Here is a 13373-nt window from a genome sequence, read left to right as displayed (position 1 = left end):
CCAATGGTACCCGAAAGTTAAAGCATTCACAACTATATATTCTGAAAATTATGGTAAAATTAATTTTGTCTTGATTTTAATGAATGCTTTTTGTATGAAGGTGGTATACCAACTATAGAAAAGGAATCTTTACGAAAATCTCAAAATACAAGTAGGAGGATGTACATATGGCAATTGAAAAAGTACGTCGCCATTTAGCACAATGGCACGTAGAACACAAAATACAAGAATTAGAAGAAAGCTCCGCAACAGTTGAATTAGCAGCACAGGCGCTTGGCTGTGAGCCAGAGCGCATAGCAAAATCTTTATCTTTTCTTATAAATGATGGAGCGATCTTAATTGTGGCTGCTGGTGATGCAAAAATCGATAATGCAAAATATAAAGCTGTATTTGGTACGAAGGCAAAGATGTTATCCAAAGATGATGTGGAGACGATGATCGGCCATGATGTCGGGGGTGTATGTCCTTTTGGTGTGAACGAGGGCGTAGCCATTTATTTAGATGAATCTTTAAAACGTTTTACTACAGTATTTCCAGCGTGCGGTAGTAGTAATTCAGCCATTGAGGTAACCATTTCAGAACTTGAAACATATGCTCCCTATAAAGAATGGATTGATGTCTGTAAAGGCTGGAATGAATAAGGACCAAACGATTGGCGAGACTTTTAAAAGTCTCGCCAATTCATGTTGTTGAAAAAAGATAATATCGCTAGGAGAAATAATACCTTTTGGCAAGGTAAGGGTTGATTTCCGTTCCGTCAGCGTCCTTTCCAGGGGGCGTCCAATGAGCCGCTCCTCTCCAATCAACCATTCTGCAAAGTGTCTTTACTTTTTTAATAGTAGCATAGTAATAAAATCGCCCATTATCTGTATTCATAGAGGGGATAAGCTCTTATTTTCAATGTGGAGAAGTGATGAGTGACAAGAAGTGAACACCTTCACTTTATTTGAAAACCTTTGCTAAAAAGATAACACTTTTGTAGGTTGGAGTGGAAGGCTAATTGACTCCCGTGGATAGCGAGTCAGGCGAAACCCTGCACGGAGCGGAGCGAAGGAAGCGGTTCGGCGCTCGCCCACAGGAAAGCAAGTAGCCTGCAACGGCAATCCATTTTCACCTTCTAAAAAAATTTTGTGGGTGGTTTTGTTTTTCAGCACTATAGATTTGCTATTCCTTGTAACCAACGGCTAACCAATGTGAATCCCATTCTGTAATTTGATTGCCTACCCGACAGCTTAAACCACATGCACAATTATCAGCAACAAATGAGCCAATTAGCCACTTCTTAGCGTGATATCCTTCTTTTAACTGCACTGTTCTGCTAGGCATCTCCACATACTGTTGGTAAATAAACAAATTATCATCATAGTGTTTGGATGTGGAAGCATTTACTCTCCGCCCACTTCCTGCATAAATTTCTACTGTATTTCCCTCACGAGAATAAACAGGCTTCTTGACATAGGGTACATCATCTCGAATAAATGGTTCTGCTGTAAGGTATGTAGGAAGCATATATTGCAAAATAGCTGCTCGTTCCTCGGAAGTAAAGAGCAATGGATCATTTCTCCGCTCCCATATTAACCATAATAAGATTTTCGATTGTAATACATAGGCAGCAGGTGGATTAATAATTGCTAGCTTTCGTTTTTTGACAAGCTCTAAAAGATGCAAGCCAATGCGATCACCATCTGCTGCCACATCATCTATTAAAAACTCTACAGGATGTGCGGGTCTAAATAAAATATCAATTTTCTCCATTGTAGGTGTATATAGACCTTGTGCTACCTCAGACGTGTCCTTAGAAAAGATGATAAGTTCTTGAATAGGTACATACTCAATGGTAAAAGGAATACAGGACTTGATAAACTGTACCTGGCAATACTCTTCGTAGTCCTCTTTTGCTGTTTTTCCTGTGATGACAATCTTTGGCTTTTTGACATGATGTAAATATTGAATGGCATCAAAAAGAGCGCCCGACAATGCTTTTTGTAAGGCTGTTACATCATTGGGATTTTTAAAGCCAAAATGCTGACATAGTGCTTCATTCATCTTGAAGGTTTCTTGAATAAGTTGTACTGACGATATATCAAGGGAAAATATAAAAACCCCTTTTATATAAATGGTTGTATTACTTTTTCCCTTTTTAAAAAGGGATAAAATCAGACTCATGCGCTTTTTAATGACTCTACTTACTTCAATTTAACCAACCTATTTTATTCGTATAATAATATCTACGAAAACATAAAACCTCCGGTTCATTAAACCGGAGTGAGTACTGCGGAGCATTTGAGAAAGAAGTGCGGAGTTTTAAGCCAACGAATGCTGTTGCTTTGTAATAAAGTTTAATCAAAAATGCCTCACAAACCCGTATTTTACTGTAAAAAAGAAGAATCCATTTTGAAAGAAAGTCTGATTAAAATAGATTCTTCTCTTGCATATATAGTTTCCTTTTTATAAAAAAGTTTGATCACTTTCTAAATATGTTGCTCAACAATCGCGCCCGATTGTGGAATAAAGAAATACTCTACAAAATAGATCCTTTTATCAAACTTTTTTATAAATTATAATTATTTAAAAGTTAATAAAAGAAAGTAAAGGTCATAGATAAGCCATATTACCATAAAAAAACATCGTGTTATATCTATGACTAGGTTTTACTAATTATTATTTAGGATTTTTTCAATTGTTTCAGTTAAAATGTCTATAGTTCTGTATTCCTCTTCTAATGTGTTTTCTACACCACCGATTTGTAAGAGAACTGATTGGTCCAAGAGTTCTTGATTATAGGTGCTTTGTTTATGGGAATCTGGTTTAACTACTACTCCTCTTGATAGATCTGGATATTTCTTCTCTATTTCATTGTGTAAGTGTTCTGCGAACTTTAGATTTTTATCATATCTATAACTTGTCTTCGATACAACAAACTGTATTTTTGCATATTTGTTCCCTTTCATATTTAAAGTTGTTGTAACTCGGTCTGAACCGTCCCTCTGAACATCGAATACCATCCTAATACGATTATATTTTCTTAAAGCTTCTTGTAGAGTTTTTCTTGACAACATATATGGATCATAATTATTTGGATTTTCATTCTTCATAATACCCATAATATCCGTATTATCATAAACATTATTAATGTTCTTTTTCTCTAAACTTTCACTAAATCTTTTTCCTACCAAAGTAATATTGTTAGAAGGGTGAGTTACTTGCGTTGAATTCATTTCTATCCTTTCTTTAGTTGAACTCATTTCCTCAAGTTCTGAATAAAATGACTGATTATTATTTGTATGATAAATATATATTAATGGTTCTTGCTTATTCTGAGCAGATGCAGAAGCGCTGTTGTAGATAGAAACTTGATGGTTGTTCATTATATTTTTATTTATAAAGATTGCAATGAAGAAAATAGCTATAGCAGATATAACGAACCCACTAGTAACAATCGATACTCTGTTTAATAATTTTCTTCTGTTTAATTTTCTCGCCGATTCTTTTATTTTAATATGAGTTGACTTAACGAACTCTTCTGTCGGTTCAAGTTCATAAGTTTCTTTTATTAAATCAAACATGTCTTTATCCTTTTGCATATTCAAATACCTCCTTTTTCGAAAAAATCTCCAAGTCCTTTTTAAGTTCTTTTAATGCCCTATGATAATTTACCTTTACCTTTGCTTCACTACATTGAAGAATTTCTGAAGTTTCTTTGATTGAAAATTCATTTATTCCTCTTAAAATCACAACTGTTCTATAATTAGGCTTTAAATTTGAAATAGCACTGTGAATAATTCTCTTTATTTCTTCTTGTTCCATTATTTCGCTTGGTCCTTTATCCGCAGATTCTAACTTTGTTAAGACCCCATCAGTAAGAAACGAAATAATTTTTTTCTTACGATAGTTATCCACTGCAACATGCTTTGCAATTGAGAATATCCATGTTTTAATTTTGCTTTTTTTATTTAAACTAGGTAGATTTTTTAGAATACGGATAAATACTTCTTGTGTCATGTCCTCAGCATCGCTTTTATTTCCTGAAAAACAAATCAGAAATCTATAGACATCTGAGTAATAGTTATAATAAATTTCGCTAATCCTATCTTCTAAATTAGCCAAATCATGCAATACAATCCCCCCTATTGGTAGATATTCACATATAAGTCGTTTTAAAGGATTGAAAAGTTACAAAATTCAAAAAAATAATCTCGGGATTTATGTGAGGGTTAGTTCTGTTGATCAAAATTTAGATCGCCAATTGAAGGAGCTTGAAGCTTTTGGATGTAAAAAAATATACACTGAAAAAAGGACACTCTCCTATTCAAGGAGGTAGTGACCCCTTAAAGTTAGAGTTTTTATTATGCAGCTAATTGGCTGGCATGTTTTCGGTAATTTACCGGACTCATGCCGGCCAGTTTTTGTTTAATACGAACATTATTATAATAATTGATATACTCATTTATTTTCTTTTGTAATGCTTTATAAGAGATTAATTGTTCTCCATAATACATTTCCTGTTTTAGTAAGCTAAAGAAGTTCTCCATGGCCGCATTGTCTGCGCATGTTGCTTTACGAGACATGCTTTGAAAAATCCTGTTCTGCCTTAATGTTTTCACCCACGTATTGTGTTGATAGTGCCATCCTTGATCAGAATGAATTGTTGTCCGATATTCAGCACGCTTTAGAATAATTGGAAGTGCTTGTTTAAGTGAATCTAACACAAAATCTAGGCTTGGCCGTTTTGACATACTAAACCCAATAATCTCACCATTATATAAATCCATGATCGGACTTAAATATAATTTTTCATCATCTGTACATTTAAATTCAGTTACATCAGTCACCAATTTTTGAAGGGCATATGACGTTCTGAATCTACGATTCAAAAGGTTTTTAGCGACTTTCCCAACTGTTCCTTTGTATGATTTGTAGCGTGATTTACGTACGAATTTTACACATTTTAACCCTAGGTTTTTCATGATTCGTTGTACCTTTTTATGATTAATTGTATGTCCTTGCACTCTTAATTCCGCATGAATTCGGCGGTAGCCATATCGACCTTCATGTTTTTCAAAAGTCTCTAAAATCAAGACTTTCCACTCTACGTCTGGATCCTTTTGCCCCATCTGTTTGATATGATAATGATACGTCGCTTCTGGAATATCCACTTGTTTTAAAATATCTTTTAATCGAAATCCTTCTTGTTTAAGTTCGAAGGCGATGGCAGCTTGTGCTTTTCGAGGAAGGCATCTTGATTCTCCCGAAAAGCCTTCAACTTTTTTAAATACGCCACCTCTAAACGAAGCAGTTCATTTTCGCGTTCTAGCTGCTCCTCACGTGACATTGCTTTTTCTTGGTTATTCGCTGTTGACTTTTGTTTCTTAGACATTGACGGGCGCCCCTTTGAATTTTTTTGCAGGCCCTCTATCCCTTCTTTTAAAAATCGATGATACCAACTGGCAACTAAAGTTGGATCATTCAAGTTAAAGTGAATCGCAGTATCTTGATAGGAAGCACCTGTTCGTTTCATAAAGTTTAATACATCTATTTTAAAATGAACAGAATAAAACAGCTTCGTTTTCTTAACTAATAAGCCGTTACGTCCAAACTCTTTATAAGCACGTACCCATCTCCTTAATGGAGAATCACCTATACCATACTTCTTCGCTATCGCTCGATATCCTATAGAGCCACTTAAATATTCTTGAACCACCATCAATTTAAATTCTTCACTATATTTAGTCATAAAAATCACCCCAAAAGTTAGTTTTTCACTCTAACTTTTGGGGTGCAGTACCGAATTGCGCCCGATTGTTGAATAGTATATATGGGAAAGAGATAAGAAATAAGCATCACACTAGAAGAAGAAAGCTATTATTGATGTCTATAATCAAATTTTTCATTAGGGACCTTAAGGGTATACCCATTAATTATCATCTTGTTGTTATCTATCCAATTTATGTCTGCAGTATCTTCACGATAATTCCAATAGATATTTTTAGTTTTGTATCCCTGTTCATTAAATACTAATTCCCCACGAATCCCATTAGACGTTGTAGCATCGCCGTTAGTAACAAATGCTTTAATAGTATATTTTCCATCAGGTGAAGTTGCTTCTGTGAGATACTCTCCTGTTTGTAATCTATTCATATCATAAAATGCCCAATAAACCCCGTATCCAATTAAAATAATAAATAGGAGGCAACCTATCATTAATCTTAATAGCAATTTTTTGTATATATTCCTCTTCGCATATACTACGCTCTTTTCTTCAATATTCAAATTTCAACCTCCTTAAAAATGGTAAATTACATTGGGATTATATGGTTTATTTTAGATAAACGGTCTTTCCATAAGAATTGTTCCAAACTCTAATCAGTTAATGAAAAATGACGCAATCCTTATTTGAGAATCGCACCCCGTTAGTTCAATAAGACGGGAGTAAAATTTATGCAGATTTACGCCGTAAGACTTCAATTTTTATACAAGATTTTATTCATCAAAGACGATAGTGCAATATCACTTCAAATGCTTCAAAACCTTTGCCATGACTGACTTTTAACAAAAATGCATAAAATAACGCATAAACAATGTTCATAAGAAAAGCCACGAACGCTGATTTCACAACATTCATGGCATTTAAGTCTGTTTCTAAACTTCCATTTGGGAACGTTATTTGAATACAACTTGTATAAATTTTTTATGAAATGTAACTGTTATTCGTTAGACGATTCGACTTTGGAGATTATCCCGCTATACATAGCTTTCCAGGTAACTTTATCTTTTTCGGTTTGATATAGTTCTAGAGTACCTTTATACAAATGTCCTTCAACATCTTTTGTAAATTCGATAAACTCGGGTGCTTCACGGTAATCGGCATAAAATAATTCAGTTGTATAAATAGGTAATCCAGAAGGTGTGTGTAAATATTCTTTCGTAGTTAAGTAGGAAATACCTTGAAAATCTAAAATTGTTTCAGTTTGAAACTCCGTAGAATGAAAGCCGTCTATTAATTCTATCTCCTGTGTCACTGCATAAGAATTATTTGAAAATGAAAAAATACCACAAGCCAATATTGTTAATAGTAAAAATACACTTAATTTCTTTTTCATTTATACCCCATTTCCAATAATTGTATATATCTATATTATACTTAAGATTACTGAATATTCATTGAATAATAAGTCTTAAAGTAAGACTTATATAGATTTAAAAACCTATTGTGGGTTCAAACAGAAACGTAGTAACTATTAAGTTCAAGATATATGTATAAATTTAAAAACTTTTTAGTAAATTCATATAGTGGGTAAATTATTTTTATTGTTACATAGATTGGAGGGGGAAGTTATTAAGAAGAAAATAATTATTATATTTTTAGTCTTAATATGTGTATTTTTCGCAGCATGGAAGTTAAATAAACAAGATGATAATTTGGAATCGACGGTTACTAAAAAAGTGAATAGAGGAGAATTTATTTCCAAAGGAGTAAATACTGGAAATTCTAGTGAATATGACATTAAACTAACAATGGATAATAACAGAAATTTCCAATTAGAATCAACCGCTTTAATTAAAAATCTATCTACCGATGATTGGGAACAATTAACTTTCTATTTTATACCAAATATATTTACAAAAAGTGTTTCACCAGAGCTGGAACATCCCTCTACAGTTAATTTTCATGACATATCTATTGATGGTAAAAAAGTCGTTTACACACTAGAAAGAGATACTTTAAATATTCAACTTCCCCATAAGTTGAAACCTAATCAAGAAGTTAAAGTATATTTTTCCTATGAACTCACCTTTCCTGAACAAGGCTTAAGATTTACAAAGAGTAATAATGGTAATTTTCATTTAGCTCAATTTTACCCAATGCTTGCAACATATAGGAACTATCGGTGGAACAAGGAGTCTTACCAAGATAGAGGAGAGACTTACCATACTGGATTTAGTAATTTTAAATTAACATACGATATTCCGAAAGGTTTCACCTTTGTATCTTCATCTGATAAAGAAGTCTTTCCGAGTTCAAACGTTGGTTCCATTGAAGCAAAGAATATAAAGGAAATATTTGTCGCTATTTTAAAAGATCCTATACTTATGGAAAATGATGGGGGCCTTTCCGTTAGAGTATTTGGATTTAATGAAAATAAAGAAAAACTATATCGAGAAATAGCAGATGAGGCTATAGCTGCAATAAACTATTTTGAAGAAATTATGGGGCCTTATCCTTTCAAACAATTTGATATTATAGTAGATGGAATGGGGATGGAGTATCCAGGAATAGTTACAGTTGGTTCGATTTATAATACTGGTCCTAGTAATTCTCAAGAGCTAAAAAATATGGTGATACATGAAATTGCTCATCAATGGTTTTATGGGATCGTTAGCAACGATCCTTATAGTGATGCATGGTTAGATGAAGGTTTCGCAGTATTTGCAGCGAGTTTATTCAAACTTTCGAAATTGAAAGAGGCTGAAGATTATAATTCAATGTACAGACCGGATCCTAATTTAGAGTTACCAGTAAATTTACCTCTCGATCAATATGAATCCAACATGAGTTCATATGTCTATGGAAAATCTGCCACAAAGTTATGGGAATTATTTAAAGATAATGGAGAGGTTAAAGAAGCTGAAAAATTTTTAAAAAGCTATTATCATTTTTATAGATATAAAGAAGTTGATACTAGAGAATTTGTGAGATTCGTAAAATACTATTTTGATTTAAAAGATGATACCCTATTTGAGGGTTGGTTAGAACTAGAAAAATAAAAACAAAGAGTCAGAAGAGACGTAAAAAAGCACCCTTTAAGGCTGCATTGAACTTTAGATAAAAGGTATCGAGAAGAGTATTCTCGATACCTTTTTTGTCATTCTTATTTCTCTCATTTAGTTACTCCTTCTAGAAGTAACGTACCGTAAATGTTCTTTAACTATCCTGCTCCGTTAGTTTAAGTACATTTCTTCACAATCCCCTAGGTGATATTATCATAAATTCCAATAAAAAAACCTCACCTCTAAAAAACTATAGAAGTGAGATGTTTTTAATCAAAATTTATTACAAATTATCAATCTTTATTATAAATGATCAAACTTTTTTACAGTCACCCAATGTCTTTATAATATATTAACTCAAGCCTTCTACCGGCTCTTTTTTGTTTACTTATAAATTGATTTAAAATCTTTCCAAACATAATGTTTTCTAGTAAATGGAATTAAACTTGTTTGTCACAATTTCACTATAATGTTCTCGAAACTAAACTTAAGTCATTATCCCAATCAACTAAACCCCCAAAAATTCACTTTTTGAACGCAGTTGAACCATCATGACTCCAAATTTCAATAATGGTTTTTCTTCACTTGAAAAGTTTTTTAATTCTTCTTTCAGCAGAATTATTATTTTTTATAATCGAATTTTTTAATTATTTTATCATCATATGTCGCATAAATAATTCCATTTCCATCATAATAATAATTATCATCTCTATATTTTGGAATATTAATTTCTTTTATTGTCTTAAGATTATTCCCATTTACTATCGTTAAGCTTGTATCTTCCTCTACCATTATTGTATTGTCATATCCATATTTTATTTTCATGCTTTTCTCAGGCCAATCTGTATTATATGAAAATTGTCTTTTTGCTATCAGTCCTTTGTTATTAAATACGTAAATATTATTATCCGCTGCAACTACAAAATTCATTGTACCAATTAAATTGTTGTTTAAATAAGCAAATTTATTAAAACTATCTGCTGTCAATTGACCCTTGAAATCTTGTTTCCATAACAGTTTCCCATCTTCTTTTACAGCACTAATTGTAAATGTAGGCTTATTATATTCATGTTTATTAAAGTACATTACCCCATCAGCATTTGAACCTAGATGATACCCCTGCTCTACATATTTAGTATAACTATTACTATTTACTAAATTATCATCATAAAATGACATCTTTCCACTATTCGAGTCTATTTTTTTATATGCATACAATTTTCCATAATATCCGTTTACAAAATCCCATGTTTCCATTTTCTTTAGTATTTTTCCTGAATCAGAAAATTTGTATACTATATTTTTCGCAACATTATTCCTAATATAAACTAGTACTTTCCCATCTTTCGTTGCTGTAATACTATATAAATCAACTGTTTCACTGAAATTATAAGTTCCAATTTTTTTCCCATGAGTATTATAAATATTTAAAACTAATTTTCTTGAACGTCCATCATTCGATATAATATAAATATTCCCCTTATTATCTAGAGCAAAATATGTATTACGTTGAGATTGAATTTCCCCAGTTTTTTTACCTGTCTTATCATTTAATATTTCATACCTCGTATCGTCTCCCCTATATTGAATATAAATATAATCTCCTAATTTTTTAAATTCACTAAGAATATCCGTATTCTCACTTGTATAACTCCACTCTGGCGAGTCTAATGATACTTGGGAAGCAGCATGCACTTTCAATGTAAAACTAAATATCAATATAACTGCAAATAAAGCCACTAAATTTTTCATTTTCATAAGTATTCACCCTTCTTTAAACTAACTAATAAATATTTCCCTTTATTTTAATATAATTCTATATTTATAATTGAACTCATAATATTAAATTGAACAAAAAAACTTATAGTTATATAACATTGAATTGATTTGTTTATATTTTAACTTTGAGTAATTTTGAAAAGGTTCAATCATAATATGGTATCATCTTTTTTTCTATTAAGATTAATAAAAAAATTGAGTACTTGATTAATCAAATATCTATAATAGTACTTGCAACTGTGTCATAACCACCCTCAATAAATGTTAAATGGCTCTCCAGTCGCACTGAGTGGCTCTGTATGGCTTAATTTAGCGCACAGTTGGTCTTTTTAGTCCGCAATATTCACCGGAGGTTTTTTACTTTAAAACCTATCTTTAAATTCATCTACTATGCTTTTATTAGGTTTTTTAAATGGTACAACGTTTTCCGAAGAGGGTGGTTCTCCCGCCTCTGATGCATTATCGTTAGAAGCTTTAAAATAAAAATCAGTGAGGCTATCATAATCAAATGCTTTATTTAAAGCTCGTTTAATACGTTTGTTAGCGTTATTAATATCTAATAAGTTCTCTAAAGGTGTTCCTTTTTTTTCGCTATAATAAAACAGTTTAGCTAAGGTTTCTTCCAGTATAGAGACCTTTTCCATTAATCGACGTTTTTCTTCCTTCTCATTTATTAACTCGATTTTCAATTTATCCATTTTATCGTTTAAAGTATCGTTTTCCCTTGCGATGCGTCTTAACTCAACCACTATCGGATTTAAATGAGTATGAAGTTTCTCTTTATTGTTCGCGTACCTATCGATTACATCTATAATGTTCGGTATTGTTGTCTCTATTTCGTTTTCTCTAACAATTTTTACGGTCCTAATGGCGTTTGCTGTATCTATCACTTTCCTGCCTGGTTGTCCTTCGCGTTTCCAAAAGTCTTGACTAAATGTTTTGCTATATAATTCCGGATTCTTCTCATGTAATTCAATATGAAATCTGTATATTTCTGCGTACTTTATTAATCCAGTTGGTCTTACATTCTCTCTAAAATGCTGAACTATCTTATACAGTTCTTGTTCATCGTATTCTAGGCTTGGTCTACCTTTCCTTTTCTTACTCATAAACATCTCCCTCTATTTCCTTAAAGCGAGCTATAGCTTCAATATGGCTTTTGATCTCGTTAGCGCTTGTTTCGAACGCCTCTAGCTCTTCTTTCATTAATCCCTCTTTAAACATTGTAGTAGTAATATTTTCATTTAACGTTTTTAAAAATGCTGATAACTCTGTTATTTTTTGTTTTCTAGAATTTATTTTTTCCTCAATTAAATGAAGATTATCTACAAGTTCTTCAGGAGAAATCCACCATTTGCTACAAAGCATACAGTCTTCGCTTTCGCATATTTGTAACTCATCTGTACAATATCCAATATTCATTTTTAAACGGGTGCTGCTTTTAGGATAATTAAAACTTTTCGATTCTACATCTTTTCTGGAAAATTCAAGACCGCTAATTGTCGAATTACTAAGTTGCCCGTTTTTTATTCGGTATGACTCCATAAGCTTCTTAACTTCTATGTCTATGAAATACTCCGTATGATTGGAATAATGATATTGAGCTTCAATCGTTGAATGCCCTCCTAGTCGAGCTATTTCAACAGGTGATATTCCTTGTAACATAAGAGAACAAAATGCAAAGTGACGCGTGTCATTAGGATTAACTTCTCTTTCGTAATCTTTGTGATAATATTTTGTAACGATATTTTTATAAAAAGATTTTAATAAATTATGAAAACTACTGCTATGTATAAATTCAGGAGCCTTTTTACTAAACCAGTAATCTCTATAAGCACTAGAAATGTTTGAACCTGTTTCGTTAATAGCTTTCCAAGAAATCAATGTATCGCTTCTTCCGTATGAATCTGTTGTTATAATATATTCATTTATCAAATCAAACATCTCTTTATTTATAGCGATAGTGCTTATCTTTTGGAGATTTCTTTTCGAATTAGTATTTTTTATTCTAGGTAATGTTATCGTGCAGTTTTCTTCATCTAAGCAATCTCTACTGATATTACAAAAATCACTAATACGCATAGGAATGATGTTAGTTAATTTCCACCAAATTAATATAGGTGAGAAATGTATTACTTTTTCACAACTAAAACCATTTTCAAAATAATGTTCAATACAATTATTTAGGGTTAAAACATCCTTAGATTTAGGAAGAAGTCTGTTATTGACATCTCTAGGTATTTTCCTCCTTAAATTCACTAATTCCCGTACATAACTTTCATGTCCGGATAAATCTAAATAATTGATAAATGATACGACGCTGTTTATGATACTTAAAACTTTGTGAGCATTTTTCAAATTACTTTTAGAATTGTTAACATATTCCATAACAGAAACATTGCTAAAAACAAACACTTCTTCTGAAAGATAATTTATAAAATCATCTAGTTTTTCTTCGCTAAAAAAATCTGTTTTATAAATACTTGAAATTAACTGATTAGTTTTTTGTGTGACTGTAGATGGTACATAAGAATCAAGAAGTTCTGCACACCAACATTTAACTAGTTCTAAGATTTTGATTCCCTTATGTTTCTTAGAAATCAACTCTAGATCATTAAAGTTAATGGAGTGTGTTCTGCCTATACGTGTATTGCAAGAAAATGTCCATATATTATCTTTGAAAGTTGTTTTGAAATTAACATCTTCTTCGTCTATTTTGTTTAAAATGTATCGTGCTTTTTCTTTACTTACTTCTAACGAATACGTTTCATTAGCTAATTCTTCTACATCAATTAAATCCTCTATTCCACTGGCACTATGCATAT

At 31.9% G+C, this 13373-nt stretch carries 12 protein-coding genes and 1 pseudogene; 3 read left to right on the top strand and 10 right to left on the bottom strand.

Going from position 1 to position 13373, the window contains the following annotated elements; all coding sequences use genetic code 11:
* Positions 1 to 167: 167 nt before the first annotated feature.
* A complete protein-coding gene (locus EW028_RS00620) occupies positions 168 to 641 on the top strand; it encodes a YbaK/EbsC family protein (RefSeq protein ID WP_131519560.1) in 474 nt (157 codons plus the stop codon).
* Positions 642 to 1164: 523 nt separating this feature from the next.
* Here EW028_RS00620 and EW028_RS00615 read toward each other — a convergent pair.
* The 3 genes from EW028_RS00615 to EW028_RS00600 form a co-directional block, all read right to left on the bottom strand.
* Entirely contained in the window at positions 1165 to 2046 is an 882-nt protein-coding gene (locus EW028_RS00615; RefSeq protein ID WP_250783422.1) for a glutathionylspermidine synthase family protein, read from the bottom strand.
* Positions 2047 to 2654: 608 nt separating this feature from the next.
* Complete coding sequence (spoIIP, locus tag EW028_RS00605; protein WP_131519559.1) at positions 2655 to 3584, bottom strand: stage II sporulation protein P; 930 nt, start codon at positions 3582 to 3584, stop codon at positions 2655 to 2657.
* Complete coding sequence (locus tag EW028_RS00600) at positions 3571 to 4116, bottom strand: RNA polymerase sigma factor (RefSeq protein ID WP_131519558.1); 546 nt, start codon at positions 4114 to 4116, stop codon at positions 3571 to 3573. Before EW028_RS00600 ends, spoIIP begins: the two co-directional genes overlap by 14 nt.
* An 85-nt stretch (positions 4117 to 4201) precedes the next feature.
* Here EW028_RS00600 and EW028_RS00595 point away from each other — a divergent pair.
* Positions 4202 to 4300, top strand: a pseudogene (locus tag EW028_RS00595) (recombinase family protein); the annotation flags it as partial.
* Between the two features lie 46 nt (positions 4301 to 4346).
* Here EW028_RS00595 and EW028_RS00590 read toward each other — a convergent pair.
* The 4 genes from EW028_RS00590 to EW028_RS00575 form a co-directional block, all read right to left on the bottom strand.
* Positions 4347 to 5210, bottom strand: a complete 864-nt coding sequence (locus EW028_RS00590; RefSeq protein WP_131519557.1) for an IS3 family transposase — start codon at positions 5208 to 5210, stop codon at positions 4347 to 4349.
* Positions 5174 to 5734: a helix-turn-helix domain-containing protein gene (locus tag EW028_RS00585; RefSeq protein ID WP_131519556.1), complete on the bottom strand. Its 561-nt coding sequence runs from the start codon at positions 5732 to 5734 to the stop codon at positions 5174 to 5176. The genes EW028_RS00590 and EW028_RS00585 overlap by 37 nt, the downstream gene beginning before the upstream one ends.
* A 128-nt stretch (positions 5735 to 5862) precedes the next feature.
* A complete protein-coding gene (locus tag EW028_RS00580) occupies positions 5863 to 6270 on the bottom strand; it encodes a DUF5412 domain-containing protein (RefSeq protein WP_373564985.1) in 408 nt (135 codons plus the stop codon).
* A gap of 434 nt (positions 6271 to 6704) precedes the next feature.
* A complete protein-coding gene (locus EW028_RS00575) occupies positions 6705 to 7100 on the bottom strand; it encodes a hypothetical protein (RefSeq protein WP_131519555.1) in 396 nt (131 codons plus the stop codon).
* Between the two features lie 190 nt (positions 7101 to 7290).
* Between EW028_RS00575 and EW028_RS00570 the strand changes: the two genes are divergently transcribed.
* Positions 7291 to 8766, top strand: a complete 1476-nt coding sequence (locus tag EW028_RS00570) for a M1 family metallopeptidase (protein WP_131519554.1) — start codon at positions 7291 to 7293, stop codon at positions 8764 to 8766.
* A 624-nt stretch (positions 8767 to 9390) separates the two neighbouring features.
* Here the strand turns inward: EW028_RS00570 and EW028_RS00565 are convergent.
* The 3 genes from EW028_RS00565 to EW028_RS00555 form a co-directional block, all read right to left on the bottom strand.
* Positions 9391 to 10527: a hypothetical protein gene (locus EW028_RS00565; RefSeq protein ID WP_131519553.1), complete on the bottom strand. Its 1137-nt coding sequence runs from the start codon at positions 10525 to 10527 to the stop codon at positions 9391 to 9393.
* A gap of 383 nt (positions 10528 to 10910) precedes the next feature.
* Complete coding sequence (locus EW028_RS00560; protein ID WP_131519552.1) at positions 10911 to 11657, bottom strand: hypothetical protein; 747 nt, start codon at positions 11655 to 11657, stop codon at positions 10911 to 10913.
* Entirely contained in the window at positions 11650 to 13371 is a 1722-nt protein-coding gene (locus EW028_RS00555) for a site-specific integrase (protein WP_131519551.1), read from the bottom strand. Before EW028_RS00555 ends, EW028_RS00560 begins: the two co-directional genes overlap by 8 nt.
* Between the last annotated feature and the right edge of the window lie 2 nt (positions 13372 to 13373).

The sequence above is a fragment of the Lysinibacillus sp. OL1 genome (assembly GCF_004332175.1).
Classification (GTDB): domain Bacteria; phylum Bacillota; class Bacilli; order Bacillales_A; family Planococcaceae; genus Lysinibacillus; species Lysinibacillus capsici.
Note: the sequence above shows the minus strand (reverse complement) of the source record. Positions and strands in the feature narration are given on the sequence as shown.